General features: G+C 61.1%; 15 protein-coding genes. 10 read left to right on the top strand and 5 right to left on the bottom strand.

The genetic code is table 11. The features are described from left to right. The first annotated feature begins 57 nt into the window (after positions 1-57). The gene (locus PPUTUW4_RS12475; protein ID WP_015094966.1) at positions 58-981 is read left to right on the top strand and encodes a LysR family transcriptional regulator; all 924 of its coding nucleotides are present in this window, start codon (positions 58-60) and stop codon (positions 979-981) included. 152 nt (positions 982-1,133) lie between these two features. Beyond that, positions 1,134-1,322, top strand: a complete 189-nt coding sequence (locus PPUTUW4_RS12480; RefSeq protein ID WP_015094967.1) for a hypothetical protein — start codon at positions 1,134-1,136, stop codon at positions 1,320-1,322. An 8-nt stretch (positions 1,323-1,330) separates the two neighbouring features. On the opposite strand, the gene PPUTUW4_RS12485 is transcribed toward PPUTUW4_RS12480, so the two are convergent. After that, on the bottom strand, positions 1,331-1,702 hold the full coding sequence (locus PPUTUW4_RS12485; RefSeq protein ID WP_015094968.1) for a hypothetical protein: 372 nt from the start codon (positions 1,700-1,702) through the stop codon (positions 1,331-1,333). 249 nt (positions 1,703-1,951) lie between these two features. On the opposite strand from PPUTUW4_RS12485, the gene PPUTUW4_RS12490 reads away from it, so the two are divergent. After that, positions 1,952-4,300 (top strand): acylase, encoded by a 2,349-nt coding sequence (locus PPUTUW4_RS12490; protein ID WP_015094969.1) that lies wholly within the window; start codon positions 1,952-1,954, stop codon positions 4,298-4,300. Between the two features lie 57 nt (positions 4,301-4,357). On the opposite strand, the gene PPUTUW4_RS12495 is transcribed toward PPUTUW4_RS12490, so the two are convergent. Further along, a complete protein-coding gene (locus tag PPUTUW4_RS12495) occupies positions 4,358-5,359 on the bottom strand; it encodes a FecR family protein (RefSeq protein ID WP_015094970.1) in 1,002 nt (333 codons plus the stop codon). A gap of 232 nt (positions 5,360-5,591) precedes the next feature. Beyond that, positions 5,592-10,424: a DUF6543 domain-containing protein gene (locus tag PPUTUW4_RS12500; RefSeq protein WP_015094971.1), complete on the bottom strand. Its 4,833-nt coding sequence runs from the start codon at positions 10,422-10,424 to the stop codon at positions 5,592-5,594. A gap of 234 nt (positions 10,425-10,658) precedes the next feature. Between PPUTUW4_RS12500 and PPUTUW4_RS12505 the strand changes: the two genes are divergently transcribed. After that, entirely contained in the window at positions 10,659-11,699 is a 1,041-nt protein-coding gene (locus PPUTUW4_RS12505) for an Ldh family oxidoreductase (protein WP_015094972.1), read from the top strand. 166 nt (positions 11,700-11,865) lie between these two features. Here PPUTUW4_RS12505 and PPUTUW4_RS12510 read toward each other — a convergent pair whose 3' ends face one another. Further along, on the bottom strand, positions 11,866-12,183 hold the full coding sequence (locus PPUTUW4_RS12510; RefSeq protein WP_015094973.1) for a DUF883 family protein: 318 nt from the start codon (positions 12,181-12,183) through the stop codon (positions 11,866-11,868). A 164-nt stretch (positions 12,184-12,347) separates the two neighbouring features. On the opposite strand from PPUTUW4_RS12510, the gene PPUTUW4_RS12515 reads away from it, so the two are divergent. Beyond that, complete coding sequence (locus PPUTUW4_RS12515) at positions 12,348-12,602, top strand: hypothetical protein (RefSeq protein WP_007970091.1); 255 nt, start codon at positions 12,348-12,350, stop codon at positions 12,600-12,602. A 9-nt stretch (positions 12,603-12,611) separates the two neighbouring features. Here the strand turns inward: PPUTUW4_RS12515 and PPUTUW4_RS12520 are convergent, their stop codons facing one another. Then, on the bottom strand, positions 12,612-13,520 hold the full coding sequence (locus PPUTUW4_RS12520; protein ID WP_015094974.1) for a LysR family transcriptional regulator: 909 nt from the start codon (positions 13,518-13,520) through the stop codon (positions 12,612-12,614). An 84-nt stretch (positions 13,521-13,604) separates the two neighbouring features. On the opposite strand from PPUTUW4_RS12520, the gene PPUTUW4_RS12525 reads away from it, so the two are divergent. The 5 genes from PPUTUW4_RS12525 (at position 13,605) to PPUTUW4_RS12545 (ending at position 19,579) form a co-directional block, all read left to right on the top strand. Continuing rightward, entirely contained in the window at positions 13,605-14,528 is a 924-nt protein-coding gene (locus PPUTUW4_RS12525) for a carbon-nitrogen hydrolase family protein (protein WP_015094975.1), read from the top strand. A gap of 136 nt (positions 14,529-14,664) precedes the next feature. After that, positions 14,665-16,329, top strand: a complete 1,665-nt coding sequence (locus PPUTUW4_RS12530; RefSeq protein ID WP_015094976.1) for an AMP-binding protein — start codon at positions 14,665-14,667, stop codon at positions 16,327-16,329. Between the two features lie 13 nt (positions 16,330-16,342). Next, on the top strand, positions 16,343-17,104 hold the full coding sequence (locus PPUTUW4_RS12535; protein WP_015094977.1) for an SDR family NAD(P)-dependent oxidoreductase: 762 nt from the start codon (positions 16,343-16,345) through the stop codon (positions 17,102-17,104). A gap of 12 nt (positions 17,105-17,116) precedes the next feature. Then, positions 17,117-18,310, top strand: a complete 1,194-nt coding sequence (locus tag PPUTUW4_RS12540) for an acetyl-CoA C-acyltransferase (protein WP_015094978.1) — start codon at positions 17,117-17,119, stop codon at positions 18,308-18,310. Between the two features lie 141 nt (positions 18,311-18,451). Next, positions 18,452-19,579: an acyl-CoA dehydrogenase gene (locus PPUTUW4_RS12545; RefSeq protein WP_015094979.1), complete on the top strand. Its 1,128-nt coding sequence runs from the start codon at positions 18,452-18,454 to the stop codon at positions 19,577-19,579. The last annotated feature ends 89 nt before the right edge of the window (positions 19,580-19,668 follow it).

Consider the following 19,668-nt stretch of genomic DNA (forward strand, 5'->3'; position numbering starts at 1 on the left):
GGCTAAAACGGTTATCACTATTCGTAAAATCCAAACAATCTGTCGGTGGAACCAGCAATGGACCGTTTCAACGCCATGCGTGTCTTTACCCGAATCGTCGAACTGGGTGGCTTTGCCAAGGCCGCCGACAGCCTGCAACTGCCCCGGGCGTCGGTGACTATCTTGATCAAGCAACTGGAGGCGCATCTGGGGGTGCAACTGCTGCAACGCACTACACGGCAGATCAGCCTGACGCTCGACGGTGCGGCCTATTACCCGCGTTGCGTACGCTTGCTGGCGGATCTCGAAGAGACCGAAGCGGTGTTCAGTGCCGCACGCCACAATCCCAAGGGGCTGTTGCGCGTGGACATGCCGGCGGGCGTGGGGCGCCTGGTGGTGATTCCGGCGCTGCCGCAGTTCACGGCCCGCTTTCCGTTGATCGAACTGGAAATCGGCTTGAATGACCGGCCGGTCGACCTGATTCGCGAAGGGGTGGATTGTGTGTTGCGCGGCGGTTCGACGCTGGACGATTCGCTGGTGGCGCGGCCGCTGGTGATGATGGACCAGGTGACCTGTGCCAGCCCTGACTACCTGCAGCGGCACGGAACGCCACAAGCCCTGGATGATCTGCACGGGCATCAGGTGGTCGAGTACTTCTCCAGCAGCAACGCAAAGCGCTATGGGCTGGAGTTTGTCGTCGATGGCCAGGTGCAGTTGGTCGACCTGCCCAAGCAGGTGGCGGTCAACAGTGCCGATGGTTATCTGGCGGCGTGCGAGGCCGGTTATGGATTGGTGCAGACGCCGTACTATCACGTGGCCCGGCAACTGCAGGAAGGGCGTTTGTGTGAAGTGCTGCGGGACGTGCCGCCGCCGGGCATGCCATTGACGGCGCTTTATCCGCCGCACCGCCAGTTATCCCGGCGGGTGCGTGTGTTTGTCGACTGGCTGGTGGAACTCTGTGCCCAGCCTGGCAATGACTTTGTGATTCGACGCAACATTTGAAAGTCCTCATGGTTATTGCCGCAATGAAGCTAAAACTCTTCATCGGCTGTAACATGTGACCCCGCTTGTGGCCGCTTATCCTGGGAACAGGGTAAGTGCCTGGCAAGCGTCTTGATACAAACCGGATACATTTTCAGATTCAGGAACCCGCAATGACTCAGTCGCAACGTTTGAAATACTCGATTCTGATCTCCCTGGTGGTGCTGGGGATCATGTTTGGCCTTTCCTGGTTGCAGAACACCGGCGTCATCAGCGAAAAAATGTTCCAGTACATCGCCATTGGCGTGGCGGTGATTGTGGTCGTCATCAATGGCGTGATGCGCCGCAAGGTCAAGACCTGATCATTCGCTCACTGGTTGCGCAGGATGGCGGCAGCCTGTGGATGCAGGCTGTAGCTTTTGTCGGGGTTGAGGACAATCACGCCTTCACTGCACAAGCGCTTTAGCACTTCGCGCACGCTGAGAAAGGACAGGGGAATGTCCAGGTCCAGCAATTGGCTGTGCACCCCTCGCACGCCAAGACTGCGGTCGCTTTCGGCGGCCGTCAGCAGGGCATCGATGACTTTAAGGCGGATCAGGCTGGTGCGCAGGCCATAGCTTTTGAGCAGGATCCGGATCCGCTCGTTGCCGTGGCGATCGGTACGCGGCTCGAATACGCCGACTCCCATGGAAGTACCCTTTGGCGCGTTGCTACCGTCCGTTGGCAGTTGCGAGTTGTACATTGCAAAACTCCTTTTCAGAGCCTGATCAGGAAAAATGGGGCGCTCTTACAAGTTTAGACGTATGAGCTGCCCAAATCATGAAGGCTCGAATGTAGAAATTTTGTCGACGTCGTGTGATCAGCCTGTCAGTTCGCACGCCAATGCGCGGCAAAACCCTAAATTAATGATGTGAGCTTCGTCCCTACAGGGAGGCACTGCGCGCGTGGTTGCGCGCAACGGCGGCCATCGTTTTTTCGATCAGGAGCGAGCGTGATTATTTCCAGCCAGTTAACCAGGTTGAGCCTGGCGGGTGTGACTCTGGGGTTGAGCCTGGGGCTGAGCCTTGCGGCGAGCGCAAGCGATACGCTTGCGCAAACGAGCGCGGATATCCGCCGAACCAGTTTCGGCGTGCCGCACATCCGCGCCGACAACGAGCGCGGGCTGGGCTACGGCATCGGCTATGCCTACGCCCAGGACAACCTGTGCCTGCTGGCGAACGAGATCACTACGGTGAACGGCGAGCGTTCGCGCTATTTCGGACCGGATCAGTTCACCGTCGAGGCGCGTGAGAACCTGGTCAGCGATCTGTTCTTCACCTGGCTCAACACTCCGCAAGCCGTCGCCGGTTTCTGGCAGGCCCAGACTCCGCCGGTGCGTGAGTTGGTTGAAGGTTATGTAGCGGGGTTCAACCGTTCCCTCAGCGAACGTCGTGCCCAGGGTCTGCCGCAACAGTGCCAGGGCGATTGGGTGCGGGACATCACCCCGTCGGATCTGGTCAAGCTGACCCGGCGCCTGTTGGTCGAAGGTGGCGTCGGCCAGTTCGCCGAAGCCCTGGCCGGGGCCACGCCACCCCAAGGCGTGGCCCGGGGGGTGAGCGCCCAGGCAGCGTTCCAGGTGGCCGCCACGCGCATGCAAAGGTTTGCCCTGGACCGCGGCAGCAACGCGGTCGCGATCGGCAGCGAACGTTCCTTTAACGGACGCGGCATGTTGTTGGCCAATCCGCACTTCCCGTGGGTGGGTGGCATGCGTTTTTATCAGATGCACCTGACCATTCCCGGCAAACTGGACGTGATGGGCGCGGCGTTGCCCGGCCTGCCGCTGATCAACATCGGTTTCAATCAACATCTGGCCTGGACCCACACCGTGGATTCGTCCAGGCATTTCACGCTGTACCGCCTGCAACTCGATCCCAAGGATTCGACCCGTTACCTGCTCGACGGCCAGTCCTTGCCGATGGACCAGCAGACTGTGACCGTCAACGTCAGGCAGGCGGACGGGCAGGTCAAGGCGATTTCCCGTGTGGTCTACAGCTCGAAGTTCGGTCCGGTGGTGCAATGGCCGGGAAAACTGGATTGGGATCATCAGTACGCCTTCAGCCTGCGCGACGCCAACCTGGATAACGATCGCGTCCTGCAGCAGTGGTATGCGATGAACCGTGCCGAAAACCTCAAGGATTTCCAGGACTCGGTGCACAAGATTCAGGGCATTCCGTGGGTCAACACGCTGGCGGCGGACGATCAGGGGCAGACGCTGTACATGAACCTCTCGGTGGTGCCCAACGTCAGCGTCGACAAGCTGGCACAATGCAGCGATCCGCGGATCGGCCTGCAGATGATCATTCTTGACGGCTCCAACAGTGCCTGTGCCTGGGACATCGACCCGCAGGCGCCACAACAGGGCATCTATGCAGCGGATAAGTTGCCGCAGCTGCTGCGCAAGGATTTTGTCCAGCATTCCAACGATTCGGCATGGATGGCAAATCCGGCGCAACCGCTGACCGGCTATTCGCCGCTGATCAGCCAGGATGGCCAGCCTTTGGGCCTGCGTTCACGCTTTGCCCTGGACCGTTTGAGTACGCTGGCCGGGGCCGGCAAGGTCGCGGTGGGGGACTTGCAGCACATGGTCATGGATGATCAGGTCTATCAGGCGGCTCAAGTGATGCCGGACCTGCTGCAATTCTGCGCGGCGGATCTCGCTGCCGATGCCAAAACCCTCGCGCCACTGTGTGCCAGCCTCAAGGCCTGGGACCGCAAGGCCAACCTGGGCAGCGGTCTGGGCTTGGTGCACTTCCAGAATGTCATGGAGGCATTGGAGTCGGTGCCGGACGTATGGCGCGTGGCGTTCGATCCGCAGGACCCGCAACACACCCCGAGTGGACTCGCCGTCGATCACCCGCCAGTGGCCAAGGCGCTACGCACAGCGATGCTGGCTTCGGCTGAGCAGGTCAAGGCGTCAGGCCTCAAGCCGGACACTCGCTGGGGCGACATCCAGGTGGTCAGCAGCGGCGGGCAACAGACGCCGATCCATGGCGGGCCGGGTACGTTGGGGGTCTACAACGCTATCCAGAGCGTGCCGCGCAGCGATGGCAAGCGCGAGGTGGTCAGTGGTACGAGTTACCTGCAAGTGGTGACCTTTGACGAAAAAGGACCGCAAGCCAAGGGGCTGCTGGCGTTTTCGTTGTCGAGTGACCCCGCTTCGAAATTTTCACGGGATCAGACGCAGGCCTTTTCGCAGAAGCAATGGAGCGTGCTGCCCTTCACCGAGCAACAGATCACGTCCGATCCGCAGTATCAGGTACAGACGATCCGCCAGCAGGATGCCAAGGTCGTCGCGCATTGAGGTAATGGAGTTTTACGGGAACACTGTAGGCCGCACCCCGCAAGGGTGGCGGCCTTTTCAGTTTTTCGGGGGTTTTTGCGGGATCGCGTTGACCACCAGATTGCCGTTGTCATTGCGGGTCAGGTAGACCGGCAGGACCCGCGGCAGGGACTTCACCAGGCCGTTGATATCCTTGATGTTGTAGATGCCGCCGATATGGATCGAGCCGGTGCTGTTGTCGGCGACCATCAGCGGTTTGTCCAGGTAGCGATTGATCAATGGCAGCGCATCGCTCAGTGCCAGATCGTCGAGCACCAGCTTGCCCTGGCGCCAGGCCAGCGAATTGTCATTGTCATAGGTCTGGCTGATGCGGGGAGTGAAGTCGCCGCGACGATAACTGGCCTGCATCGCCGGGTCGAGGCGCAAACCGTCGCCGGGCAGGTCGGTGTTGCTGCTGACCAGTACCGAACCCTGGATCAGATTGACCTTGACCTGGTCTTCATACATCCAGACGTTGAATTGAGTGCCGGTCACGCGAATCCGGCCTTCGGCGGCCTTGACCACAAAAGGGTGGCGGGTGTCATGGCTGACCTTGAAGAACGCTTCGCCTTTTTTCAGCGTGACTTGCCGCTGATCCTTGTAGTTGCTGTACGTGAGCTCGCTGCCCAGGTTCAGCTCCACCTGGCTGCCATCTTTCAAGGTGACCGTACGAACATTGTCGGTGGCTTGGAAGTGCTGGTACGCGTTCGGTACCCAGCCCAGGTGCCAGCCGCCATATCCGGCCAAAGGCAGCGCCAGGGCACAAACTGCCGCGGCAATGGCCAGGCGTCGCCACGGGGCTTCGGGCTGGGGGCGAACCAGCGGCAGGACGGGGGCGGGGCGGGGCAGGTCGCCGGCCACATCCCATATTTCCAGCATCGCTTCGTACTCGAAGGCATGGAGCGGATGCGCATTACGCCATTGTTCGAACGCCTGGCGCTCCTGCGTTGTGCAGTCATTGGCGTGCAGACGCATGCACCAATGCGCAGCGGCATCGGTGATGGCGTCGTATTCGGCTTCCGAGAGCGTGGGTTCGGTCATTGGCTCATCCTGATTTCGTGCATTCTAACCTTGGGGGCAGTCTGCGAGAACATCAGTCATGGCATTTAACCATCAATGTGTAACTTTTTTTCAACGCTTCGCCTCTGGATAGCCTGTTGTCGACTTGCAGTATCCATAGGGCGCGTGAAAAAAAGATCAAAAAAATCATCACAGTGCCATCGCGGCCGATGTGCTGCGCAGATCCGGGGATCTGCGCCCTGTGATTGGCGGATCAGTTTCCGGAGGCCGATGTGACCGACACCGGGTCCAGTTGCCGGCCCATTTCGCAGATCAGGAACGCGAGCGAATCGGCATTGTGCAAAATGACGTCAGTCCTGAAGTTCGCATTTTGCCCGTCCAGGAATGCTTCCCGTGCCCTTTCCATGGTCGTGCTGCCCGTTAACCTGAGAATGGCCTTGCCGACGTGATAGGCCGCCGGGATCGAATCCAGGCTGATCCACGATTGCAGGCCGCTGTTCCAACGCGCAAACAGTTCCTCCTTCGGCGTGTTCAGCGACAAGGCTTCTCGCTGGAATTTCAGTTGGGACTCTTTCATGGCTTCACCGTAGGCCGTGATCGGCGCTACCAGGTCGCTGAAAGGGCGCCGGGCTTCAAGGGATGCAATGTCCACGGCCGCGGAAAACAGGTGAGCGAATTCGTGTATCAGCGTGGCGGCCTGGCTGTGGCCGTCGACGTTGAAGGGCTCAGTCAGACAGGATTTGTACCAGTCGAGCTGTTGATCGAAGAACCTTTCGGTGAAATGCACGTGGCGCTGTAGATCCTTGTCCAGGACAAACGCGATGCAGTTGTCCTGCGGGTCCCGATTTGAGCCCACGATAAAACGATGGGAGTTCATCCAGTCTTCATCGGGGTCGACCAACGCATTGCAGATGGGGAGGATGGCGTCCTTGATCTTGTCGAGCAGCGCTGCGTTGACCTGGCCGACACCAAAGAAATCTTTGAGGAAGGTGTCCAGCCGGGTACCGGGGACGAATCTGCGCAGTTGCGTCATGTTGTGCAGGCTGTTGAACGCGTAATAGCGCGCCATGTCGATGGCCTGCACGATCATTCGGGCTTTTTCGGGATGCCTGGCGCGAATGTCTTCCATCCCCCGGGCCTCGATATTCAGCACCTCGCTGGCGACATGGGCATGGGCCAACTGGTTGTGCATTTTTGACATGGCCTTGCCGAAGTGCACCGTATGGATGTCCGGGTCGATCACCAGTCGCTTGTCTGGCGCGGTCAGCAGTACCGGGCCCTGTTCCTTGTCCCTGATCATTCGCCAGGCCGGCCCGGTCTTGTCTACGCCGTACACCTTGCCGGCGATGGGGGCATAGGTTTTTTTGCTCGCCGCATCGAGGTAGGTGCCGTCAGCGCTGTTTTTCGTCAGGTTCTTGAGTTCGACCGTGGTTTCGAACGGTTGCAGCCGTGTGCGCAGTGGTGCCGTCGAATCGATCTCGGACCACTTTGGCGCGCTGACCGGTGTGGCGACGGGTGTGCCAAGGCTTTCCTGGGTTGCTTGGGCTGTGTCGGTCCATCCTTCGAGCGACAGCCTGCCCAATGAGATGAGTTGCGCCGCACCGGCGATGAACTCCTCCAGCGCAACTTTCCAGTGATGATCCTGCAGGGCTTCTGCGGAGTTGAGGGCATCCTTGTAGGCGCCCCAGAGAAACTGCGCATAAGCGAGTTTGCCCGGCAACAGGCCGAGGATGCGGTGAATGCCGGCGCCAAACAGTTGTTTGACGGCCTCCCAGTCCGTTTGGCTTGCGGCGTGTGACTGGGTGCTCAGCATCTGCGACAGCAGTCGGGTGTTGTCGTGGAACAGGTGGGTGAGCAAGTTGCCGTCGATGGGGCTGGACCCGAGGGTGATCTCACTCAATTGCCCAACGGTCGAGCTGAACAGGTTGCGGAAGGCGGACTGCTCGCTGTCCGGCAGGCGCCGTAGCAACATGTCCTGCAAGGGCCCCGGCGTGTTCAGCGCCGAGACAAGGCTGGCCTCAGTGTCGAATTCGATAAAAGGCGAGCCGCCAGGGTGGTAAGGGGCATAGAGGACCTGCGGCCCGGCCTTTGCGTTGCCGGGGCTCACCAGGTACAGGCCCAACGCTTTGACCGCGGCGGCGCCGGTGGTCTTGATCAGCTCCAGTGGCCGGGCAATCGCGTGTGCTCCCTGTACGGTTGCCCGGGCCGTGGCGTCCGGCATGTCGAGCACCTGTCGAAGCAAATCGAACGCGCAGCCGGATAGCCTTTGCAACAGCTTCAGCTCGTGGGCGTGTTGCAGCAGTTGCCAGGGCAGTTGCTTGACGAAGCGCTGCATCCGGCTCTCGGCGTCGGCCGTTGCACTGGACAATGTCTGCGTTACCTGTGCTGCGTAGCTTTGCACAATGTTCAATGACTGCAGCAGTTGACGGACCGCGGCCTGGTCCAGCCCCTCGGGCAGCGCCTGAGGAGTTGTCGAGGAAACCTGGAATCCGGAACCTTGCGCGGCATTGACATGGTTCAGGGCGAACTCGGTAAGGCTGCGGGCGGGACCGGTCAGGTTGAGGTCGGGGATGATTTGAATATCGTCGGGGTCCAGCGTAATGGCCGGGAAGCGATTGCCGAGCAACGTCGTCAGCCGTTCATGCACATACGACCTGAGGGGAGTGATCCCGTGCAGGTAGTCTTTGTCCTCCTCGACGCTGTTGCGGTATTGCTCCAGCAGTTCAACGTGCAGCCGCTGATCTTCAAGCGGGGCCATGCCAAGCCATGTGGGCAGTGACTGTTGCAGGGTGATCGCCCGGGCGATCGAGGTGGCTCTGCGCAAATGGGTGTTGATCCCGGCGGTGGTCAGCGCTTTCAGCGCCTTTTTCTGCTTCGTGTCGCTCAGTTCCAGGCTGCGCGCGTGTTCGCAGCGAGCCAGAAAGTGATCGATGGATGATCGTGCGACTTGCTCCAGTACTGATCCTTCAATCAGCCGCAGCGCACCCAGTGAGTAGCTTTGGTGGAATTGGCGTTGGCTCGGGGTGAGGTTTTCCAGTAGCGCCATGCGTTGTTGCGGGTCGAGCAGGCGCCGGTTCAGTTCTTGCCTGGCACGGCTGATGTTGTCAAATACCTCCAGCCCCTCGGCGGGCGTCCACAGAATCGTTCGGCCGGAATGCGAGGGATCGAGTCCGCCGCGCTCGGTCAGGAGCAGGCAATGGGCCAGCGGCAGGACATCCCGCACACCGGAGCACTCAAGGGTCAGTGAATAGGCATCGGGTCGGAAGCCCTTCAACGAGCGACGGTTATGTCTTTCGGCCTGATCCGGGTTGAACACTGTATCGACGATGGCCCGGTCCGCATCCGTCAATGTCGCGCTGAGGGTGCGCAGGCTTGCCTCGCCGCGGATGCCGACAGAAAGTGCATGGGCCAGGCGCGGCTGCAAGTTTTCCAGGTAGACCCGCTGCAACGCCAGTGAAGCGATCGGTTGTGCGGCGAAGTCGGCGTTGATCAGCGTTTCGATGTCACTGAAGCTCTTGACGAACGCTGCCGCCGTATCGGCCAGCACCATGGACGGATGCTGGTCGCCGGACAACACCGGCCGCGTGCTCCAGCGTCCGTCAGTCTCCAGCTTCAGCAGCCGCTCGTTGATCATCGAACGGATATCCAGCGCCTTGTCGAACAGGGCCTGGATGTCCACGGCGCCGTCACTGTGGCGGAACACCTGCAGACTGTATTCCGTGTTTTGCAGTTGCTTGGTGACGATGGCGTCGAAGAGCTTGCTGAAGATCGCGCCGGAAATCGCTTCCCCGGTCACATTCGGCCGGTCAAAACCAATGAATCGCTGGCGTTCGTCCAGGCTCAGCAGGCCATAGAGTTCGTCCTCGTGACCGGCCGCGCCGAACTTGCTGCGCACGGTATCGCGCAAGTCCTGATAGTCCTTGAGCACCTGCAAACCTTCGGTGGGCGTGTAGAGAAACGCATGACTGGCGCTGACCATCAGTGAACCGGCCAGCTCGACGTAATTGGCCGGGTACTCCCACAGGCGCACGGTTTCGACCGTCATTGATGTGTTCGTCCGGCTGGCTGTCGAGATCAACGCGTGCAGGTCCTGGCTTTGCTTCGGGGTGATGATCCCGGCTTCGCGCTTGAGCAGCAGCTGCACGCGCGCCTGATCGGCGATGGCCCGGCCGAAGAGTGCGCGACGCGAGGCGCCATTGGCGCTCGCCGCGTCCCAGTATTGTTCGAGCTGCCCGATCAGCAGGCTGACCAGTTTGCGCGAGACAGTCGTGACCGCCGTCTCCCAGTGCCCCTGGTCTGTGTTTAGCAGGGACTTTTTCGGGTGGGAAAATTCATGGGTCTGCCCGGAGGGCCAACGCTGATGGCGATAGTGCAGGAGCACGGCGTCACTCAGCGACAGGGAATTGACCCAAGGTCGCGACGGACGGCTTGCATCCTCGTTCCCGTCAGTCGCTGCCAGATAGAAGTTCACCCGGGTCTGGCTCTGATCCACGTCGGGAAAAGACGCGGTCAGTTGTGCAGCCAGCAATGCATCGAGCAGCGACGTCAGGGACGGTAGTGCCTTGAGTTCATCGAGCAGGGCCTGGTCGTTGAGCTGCTGATGGCGGGAGAGGGTGTTGCGCTGGTCCTCGAACACGTCTCCTTCAATGGTTTGAAACTCCAGCCCGATATCGTCGGCAGCCACCACGGCCTTGCGTTGTGCCAGCGCCATGAAGGCCAGCAGTTCATCGTCTTCGTCGGCTGTTTTGAGGCGTGCCGTCAGATGTTCGGTCAGGGCCGAACGACTGGTGAATTTCTGTATACCGGCGTAGGGGGTGTAGAGAATCACGCCGTTGTCGTCCGGCGTCGCGGTCAGCAAAAAACTGCCGGCCAGTGCCACGGGTTCCTGGCCAGGGATCTTCAAAAGGATTTTTTTCGCCAGCATGGGCGGCGTCTGCTCATCGCGCAGGGCCTGGCTGGCCAGTTCGATATGGCTGAACCATTGGAAATCCTTTTGCGTCAGCCCGTGGGTTTGGCCCAGCTCTCGCCAGAGGCCGGGCAACGACAGTGCTTCGGGGAAAAACAGCGGAGTTACGGGTGTAGACATCGTCGAGTCTCGCTCAAGGTGCCACTCAAGGGCGCCTGTGGGTTGAGCATCGAGACTAAAAGCGGGTGCGCGGATGCAGGTGGTAAATAGATAACGCACGGGGCGTGGGCATTGGTGAAACGGATTTACCTCGTCGCCCCTGAGCGAAAGGTTGACAGGTCACTCGCCGCGCGTTGTTAATCGGCGGGTCTTTGTACGCTGTTGTTCCCTCCAATAATCATTCTGGAGCTTCAGATGTCTGCGCCACACGATCACGCCTCTACTGCCGTCTCGTCACACCTGTCACTCGAAGCGCTGAGCGCTTTGCTGGAAAAGATTTTTCTGCGTCATGGCACCTCGGCCGAGGTTGCCCGTGTACTGGCGCAAAACTGCGCCGGCGCCGAGCGCGATGGCGCCCACAGTCACGGGGTGTTCCGGATCCCGGGTTATGTTTCGACGCTGCAAAGCGGCTGGGTCAATGGCCAGGCCGTTCCGGTGGTCGAAGATGTGGCTTCGGGGTTTGTGCGGGTCGACGCCAATAACGGTTTTGCGCAACCGGCCCTGGCGGCGGCACGCGAATTACTGGTGCAGAAAGCCCGAAGTGCCGGCATTGCAGTGCTGGCGATCCGTAATTCGCACCATTTCGCGGCCTTGTGGCCAGATGTCGAACCCTTCGCGTATGAAGGGCTGGTAGCGTTGAGCGTGGTCAACAGCATGACCTGCGTGGTGCCCCACGGTGCCGACCGACCACTGTTCGGTACCAATCCGATTGCCTTCGCCGCGCCACGGGCTGGCGGCGAACCGATTGTCTTTGACCTCGCCACCAGTGCCATTGCCCATGGCGACGTGCAAATTGCCGCACGCCAGGGTGAACGCTTGCCGCAAGGGATGGGTGTGGACAGCCTCGGCCAGCCGACTACCGACCCGAAAGCAATTCTTGAGGGCGGCGCGTTACTGCCTTTTGGCGGACACAAGGGCTCGGCGTTGTCGATGATGGTCGAGTTGCTCGCGGCGGCACTGACCGGCGGCAATTTTTCCTTCGAGTTCGACTGGAACAACCACCCAGGCGCCAAGACGCCCTGGACGGGCCAATTGCTGATCGTGATTGATCCGGACAAGGCAGCGGGGCAAAGTTTTGCCGAACGCAGCCAGGAACTGGTGCGGCAAATGCACGGTGTCGGCCTGAAGCGTTTGCCGGGTGACCGGCGTCATCTTCAGCGCGCCAGGTCGCTGGCCAATGGCATTGAACTGGATGCCCGGACGCTGGCGAACCTGCGGGAGCTGGCGGGGGATTGATTCGGGGTATTGGCAAATAATGTCTAATTAACGCAACCCCTGTAGGAGCGAGCCTGCTCGCGATGGTCGTTAACGATTACACGGGAAATCTGATTCCCCGCGGTGCCCTCAAGTCCATCGCGAGCAGGCTCGCTCCTACAGGGTTTGCGTTTTTTGATCGGAACGCTCAGCGACGCCCCAGCAACAACCCCACCACCAGACCGAACCCGGCGGAAATCGCCACGGTTTGCCATGGATGCCCGCCGATATAGGTTTCAGTGGCCTCGACCGCGGGCAGGGTGCGGTTGCGCACGCTGGTCACCGAATCCCTGGCCTGCTGGAGTTTCAGGGCGATTTGTCCGCGAAGGGTATCCGCTTCTTCCCCGACCAGTGAGGCGCTGCTTTTCAGCAGTTTTTCCGACTCTTCGATCAACGATTGAAGTTCGCTGAACGCTTGATCCTTGATTTGATCTTCGGCAGCTTGCGCGGCGGTTTTGCGGGCCATTGAAGTACTCCTTGCGGGTAAGTGGACAGTGAACAATGGAGTCTGCGGCCGTCGGAAAAGTTGCAGCTATTTTACCCGGGAAGGTCATCTAGCTGAAAAACCGGCGCAGGACATTTCGCCCTACAGTGTAAGATGTCGCCAATTTTACGCAGCAGGAAATTCCCATGAGCTTCAATCTGGCCGACAAACCCCTCGCCGAGCGCGCTGCGCTTGAAGACGAGAAATCCCGTCTGTTCGAACTCTGGCAAAACAACCTGGGCAAAGCCAAGGGCGAGGCCGCACGGTTGTTTGGTGAACGGGCCAAGCGCAAAGGCAAGTGGGCCGAATGGGTGCGCGCCGAACTGGACGGTATGTCGCCCCCGGAATACGCCAACATGGTGCGCAGTGAAGTCAATCGCCTGATGGCGGCCAACAAATAACATCGGCTGTCAGGCGAAACTCGCGACAATCGCCTCGCGCACTTTCAACACGACCGGGTCAAGCTGGGTGCTGGTGCGCCAGCCCAGCTCGATCGGGTAGCGCGGAAAGGCCAAAGGGCAGGGCAGCAGTGCCAGGCCGCTGAGCGTCGCGATGCTTCGGGCGGCATGGGCCGGAATGGTCGCCACGGCCTGGCTGCCCTTGAGCAAATGCGGCAGCGCGGCAAAATGCGTGGTCGAGGCGCACACCCTCCGACTCAGGCCCAGCGCCGCTAATCCTTCATCGGTAATCCCGATAAAACCGCCGGACGACACCAGAATGTGCTCGCGGGCCACAAACTCCTCAAGACTGATGCTGTGCTGGCCCTCGACCAGGCTCGACGGGTCCGCCAGGCACAGATAACCACCTTCTCCCAGCACCTGACGGCTGAGCAACCGCTCGGCAAACCCGCCCGCGGTGATCGCCAGGTCAATGCTGCGTTCCATCAACGCCTGGGCAACGATCTGGCTGTGGGTCTGGCGGAAAATCAGGCGCAACTTCGGCGCGCTCCGGGCGATTTCCTCGATCAGTCGTCGGCCGTAGGCAATTTCGAAATCGTCCGACATTCCCACGGTGACCGAGCGACCTTCGTACTGCTGCGCAGCCGGATCGACCATCGCCAGGCTCTGCCGGCATTTGTTCAGGGCTTCGCTGACCACCGGCTTGAGCTGATTGGCCTTGAGCGAGGGTGCCAGGCCGCGCCCGGTGCGTACGAACAGTTGATCGCCATACACCTCGCGCAAGCGGCGCAAGGCCGCGCTGACGGCCGATTGCGTCACGCCCAGGCGCAAGGCGGCACGGCTGGCGCTGGACTCTTCGTGCAGCGCTTCGAAGACTTTGAGCAGGTTGAGGTCGATGTTGGTGATATTCATCTGGTTCATATCATTCAGCAGTGAATCGGTCTTTATTGATGATCACGTGGCGCCGGAGAATGAGCAACCCCTGATGCGAATGGAGTTTTCGTGATGCCCAAATCAATCGTTGCGGCCTTGCAGATTGGCGCCTTGCCCGGTGGCAAGGCCGACACCCTGGAACAGATCCTGTCCTATGAGCACGCGATCATCGAATCCGGCGCCGCGCTGGTGGTCATGCCGGAAGCGCTGCTGGGTGGTTATCCCAAAGGCGAGGGCTTTGGCACCCAGCTTGGTTTTCGGCTGGCGCAAGGTCGCGAAGCCTTTGCCCGCTATTTTGCCAATGCCATCGACGTGCCCGGCGCGGAAACCGAGGCGCTGGCCGGCCTGTCCGCACGCACCGGGGCGAATCTGGTGATCGGCGTCATCGAACGCGCCGGCAGCACCTTGTACTGCACCGCCTTGTACTTTGATCCGCAGGCCGGGCTGGTGGCCAAACACCGCAAGCTGATGCCCACCGGCACTGAACGGCTGATCTGGGGCAAGGGCGATGGTTCGACGCTGCCGGTGATCGACAGCCAGGTCGGGCGCATCGGTGCGGTGGTGTGCTGGGAAAACATGATGCCGCTGCTGCGCACGGCGATGTACGCCAAGGGCGTGGAGGTATGGTGCGCGCCGACCGTGGACGAACGGGAAATGTGGCAGGTCAGCATGCGCCACATCGCCCATGAGGGGCGTTGTTTCGTGGTCAGCGCCTGTCAGGTCCAGGCATCGCCCCAGGCCCTGGGACTGGACATCGCCAACTGGCCGGCGGATCGGCCGTTGATCGCTGGCGGCAGCGTGATCGTAGGACCCATGGGCGACATCCTCGCCGGACCGATGCGAGATCGCGCAGGTCTTCTGACCGCGCAGATCGATACTGACGACCTGGTGCGCGCCCGCTACGACTATGACGTGGTCGGTCACTACGCTCGCCCGGATGTGTTCGAGCTGACCGTGGACGAGCGCGCTAAACCGGGGGTGCGCTTCACTTCCTGATGCCTGAGGGCTTTGGCCAAAGCAGTCAGGCAACTTGATAACTTTGACCATTGCCCGCCACCCCTGGCAGAGCGAGTATTTCCCTGTTGATTACGGTTCCCCCCAACCTAATAAGAAACACAAAGGGATTCTGGCAATGCGCGATTACTTGTCTGCTACAGATCAGTTCAACTATCAGCACACAGTCGACGCCACACTCGCAGGCGATCTGACGGCACTCAACGCCTGTGTCGAATGCTGTGACCGGCATGCCTTGCCGGGTCGCATCGCGCTGTTCTGGGAGGGGCGCGACGGCGCCAGTGCGACCTACACCTTCACTGATTTGCAGGACAAGGCCGCGCGTTTCGCCAATTACCTGTTGGCCCAGGGCGTGAAGAAGGGCGACAAGGTCGCCGGCCTGCTGCCACGCAACATCGAATTGCTGATCACCGTGTTCGCCGCCTGGCGCATCGGCGCGGTGTATCAACCGCTGTTCACCGCGTTCGGCCCCAAAGCCATCGAGCACCGCCTGAGCTGCTCTGGCGCCAAAGTGGTGGTGACCGACGCGGTGAACCGGCCAAAACTCGCCGAAGTCGCCGACTGCCCGACCATCGTTACCGTCACCGGCCCCAAAGGGCAGGGCCTGGTGCGTGGCGATAGCAGTTTCTGGGCCGAACTGGCCAACCATTCCTCCCACTGCGAACCCGTGCTGCTGACTGGCGAAGATCCGTTCCTGATGATGTTCACCTCGGGCACCACCGGCCCGTCGAAAGCGCTGTCGGTGCCGCTCAAGGCCATCGTTGCGTTCCAGAGCTACATCCGCGACGCGGTTGACCTGCGCCCGGAAGACGCCTTCTGGAACGTCGCCGATCCGGGTTGGGCCTACGGCATTTACTACGGTGTCACCGGGCCCATGTCGATGGGGCATCCGATCACCTTTTACGATGGCCCGTTCACCCTCGAAAGCACCTGCCGGGTGATCAACAAGTACGGGATTACCAACCTCGCGGGTTCCCCGACGGCCTACCGTTTGCTGATTGCCGGCGGCGATGAGTTCGCCAGGTCGATCAAGGGCAAGCTGCGCATCGTCAGCAGCGCCGGCGAGCCGCTGAACCCGGAAGTGATCCGCTGGTTCGCCGACAACCTCGATGTGGTCATCCACGACCATTACGGCCAGACCGAGTTGGGCATGGTGCTGTGCAACCACCATGGCCTTGAACACCCGATTCACATGGGTGCCGCCGGTTTTACCTCGCCGGGCCACCGCATTGCGGTCCTCGATGACGAATACAAGGAACTCGGCGTTGGCCAGCCCGGCATCTTGGCCATCGACCGCAGCCAGTCGCCGATGTGCTGGTTCGCCGGCTACGAAGGCGGGCCGACCAAGGCCTTTGTCGGCAACTACTACTTGAGTGGCGACACCGTCGAGTGGAATCCGGACGGCAGCATCAGCTTCGTCGGCCGCAGCGATGACGTGATCACCACCTCCGGCTACCGGGTCGGCCCGTTCGATGTGGAAAGTGCGCTGATCGAACACCCGGCCGTGGTCGAGGCCGCCGTGGTCGGCAAACCCGATCCGGAGCGCACCGAACTGGTCAAGGCGTTCGTCGTGCTCAGCGCGCAATACCGCGCAGAACCTGCGTTGGCCGAAGAGTTGCGCCAGCACGTGCGCAAGCGCCTGGCGGCGCATTCCTACCCCCGTGAAATCGAATTTGTCAGCGAGTTGCCGAAAACCCCAAGCGGCAAATTGCAGCGCTTTATCTTGCGCAACCAGGAAATCGCCAAGGCTCAAGAGGCTGCGGCGAAGAACCTTCCAGCTTGAAAGGGAAACAATGATGCAGATCCAGAACAAGATTTTTATCGTCACCGGTGGTGCTTCCGGCCTCGGCGCAGCGACGGCCGAGGTGCTCGTCGCCGCAGGCGCGAAAGTGATGCTGGTGGACATGAATGCCGAGGCCGTTGCAGTCCAGGCCCAGCGCCTTGGCGCGCATAGCGTGGTGGCGGACATCAGCAACGAAGCGGCGGCCGAAGCGGCCGTGCAGGCGACGGTCGAAGCCTTTGGCGGCCTCAATGGTCTGGTCAATTGCGCCGGCATCGTGCGTGGCGAGAAGATTCTCGGCAAGAACGGTCCGCACTTGCTGTCCAGTTTCAGCCAGGTGATCAACGTCAACCTGATCGGCAGCTTCAACATGCTGCGCCTTGCGGCAGCGGCGATTGCGCAAACCGAAGCGGATGCCGATGGCGAACGCGGCGTGATCATCAACACTGCGTCTGCCGCGGCATACGACGGCCAGATCGGTCAGGCGGCCTACTCGGCGTCCAAAGGGGCCATCGTCAGCCTGACGTTGCCGGCGGCCCGTGAACTGGCGCGCTTCGGTATCCGCGTGATGACCATCGCCCCGGGCATTTTCGAGACGCCGATGATGGCCGGCATGACCCAGGAAGTTCGCGACTCCCTGGCCGCTGGCGTGCCATTCCCGCCGCGTCTGGGCAAACCGGGCGAGTATGCCGGGCTGGTCAGGCATATTATTGAAAACAGCATGCTCAACGGCGAGGTGATCCGTCTCGACGGTGCCTTGCGCATGGCCGCCAAATAAGGAGGATTTGTCATGACAATGTCCAACGATCCGATTGTAATCGTCAGCGCCGTCCGCACCCCGATGGGTGGTTTCCAGGGCGAACTGAAAAGCCTGACCGCACCGCAACTGGGTGCTGCCGCGATCAAAGCCGCCGTTGAACGTGCCGGCGTTTCCACTGACAGCATCGACGAAGTGCTGTTTGGCTGCGTTCTGCCGGCCGGCCTTGGCCAGGCCCCTGCGCGTCAGGCGGCACTGGGTGCCGGGCTGGATAAATCGACCCGTTGCACCACCCTGAACAAGATGTGCGGTTCGGGCATGGAAGCGGCGATTCTGGCCCACGACATGCTGGTGGCTGGCAGTGCCGACGTGGTGGTCGCCGGTGGCATGGAAAGCATGTCCAACGCGCCTTACCTGCTGGACCGTGCCCGTGCCGGCTACCGCATGGGCCATGGCCGGGTGCAGGACTCGATGTTCCTGGACGGCCTCGAAGACGCCTACGACAAGGGCCGCCTGATGGGCACCTTCGCCGAAGACTGCGCCGAAACCAACAGCTTCAGCCGGGAAGCCCAGGACGCGTTCGCCATCGCCTCGACCACCCGTGCGCAACAGGCGATCAAGGACGGCAGCTTCAAAGCCGAAATTGTCCCGCTCACCGTGACAGTGGGCAAAGAGCAGGTGGTGATCAGCAACGACGAGCAGCCGCCAAAAGCCAAGCTGGACAAGATCGCTTCGTTGAAACCGGCGTTCCGAGAAGGCGGTACGGTGACGGCAGCCAACTCCAGTTCGATCTCCGACGGTGCGGCGGCATTGGTGCTGATGCGCCAGTCCCAGGCACAGAAACAAGGCCTGAAGCCGCTGGCGGTGATCCATGGCCACGCCGCGTTCGCCGACACCCCGGGTCTGTTCCCGGTGGCGCCAATCGGTGCGATCAAGAAATTGATGAAGAAAACCGGCTGGTCGCTCAATGACGTCGATCTGGTGGAAGTCAACGAAGCCTTCGCCGTGGTCGGCATGGCCGCGATGACTCACTTGGAAATCCCCCACGAGAAACTCAACGTGCACGGCGGCGCTTGTGCCTTGGGCCACCCGATCGGGGCGTCCGGTGCGCGGATTCTCGTGACCTTGCTGTCGGCCCTGCGCCAGAAAGGCCTGAAGCGCGGCGTCGCGGCGATCTGCATCGGTGGCGGTGAAGCGACGGCAATGGCCGTGGAATGCCTGTACTGAACCTGACGCTATCCCATGTGGGAGTGGGCTTGCCCGCGAAAGCGGTGTGTCATCCGACGATGATGTCGACTGACACGGCCTCTTCGCGAGCAAGCCCGCTCCCACAGGGGGCTGCGTTGTAACCTGATTCAAGGATTCACCATGATCCCCAATGACGACCAACAACAGATCCGCGACATGGCCCGGGACTTTGCCCAGGAACGGCTGAAACCCTTCGCCGCCGAGTGGGACCGCGAACACCGCTTCCCCAAGGAAGCCATCGGCGAGATGGCCGGGCTGGGCTTCTTCGGCATGCTGGTGCCGGAGCAGTGGGGCGGATGCGACACCGGTTACCTGGCCTACGCCATGGCGCTGGAAGAAATCGCCGCCGGCGATGGCGCCTGTTCGACCATCATGAGCGTGCACAACTCCGTGGGTTGTGTGCCGATCCTCAACTACGGCAACGACGAGCAGAAGGAGCGCTTCCTCAAGCCGTTGGCCAGCGGCGCGATGCTCGGCGCTTTTGCCCTGACCGAGCCCCAGGCGGGTTCCGACGCCAGCGGCCTGAAAACCCGTGCGCGTCTGGAAGGCGACCACTACGTGCTCAACGGCTGCAAGCAGTTCATCACCTCCGGGCAGAATGCCGGGGTAGTGATCGTGTTTGCGGTGACCGATCCGAACGCCGGCAAACGTGGCATCAGCGCGTTTATCGTACCGACCGATTCGCCGGGTTATAAAGTCGCGCGGGTCGAGGACAAACTCGGCCAGCATGCGTCCGACACCTGCCAGATCCTCTTCGAAGACGTGAAGGTGCCGGTGGCCAACCGTTTGGGCGAGGAGGGCGAAGGCTACAGGATCGCCCTGGCCAACCTGGAAGGTGGCCGCGTCGGCATCGCCTCGCAATCGGTGGGCATGGCCCGTGCCGCGTTTGAAGCGGCTCGCGACTACGCCCGTGAGCGCGAGAGTTTCGGCAAGCCGATCATCGAGCATCAGGCCGTGGCGTTCCGCCTGGCGGACATGGCCACCCAGATCGCCGTGGCGCGGCAAATGGTGCACTACGCCGCGGCCCTGCGCGACAGCGGCAAGCCGGCCCTGGTCGAGGCGTCGATGGCCAAGTTGTTCGCCTCGGAAATGGCCGAGAAGGTATGCTCCTCGGCGCTGCAAACCCTCGGCGGTTATGGTTACCTCAACGACTTCCCGCTGGAACGCATCTACCGCGACGTGCGGGTGTGCCAGATCTACGAAGGCACCAGCGACATTCAGCGCATGGTCATTTCGCGCAACTTATAAAAAGCAGACCCCTGTAGGAGCTGCCGGAGGCTGCGATCTTTTGACTTTGATTTTAAATATCAAAAGATCGCAGCCTGCGGCAGCTCCTA

This window comes from Pseudomonas sp. UW4 (genome assembly GCF_000316175.1).
Lineage (GTDB): Bacteria > Pseudomonadota > Gammaproteobacteria > Pseudomonadales > Pseudomonadaceae > Aquipseudomonas > Aquipseudomonas laurylsulfatiphila.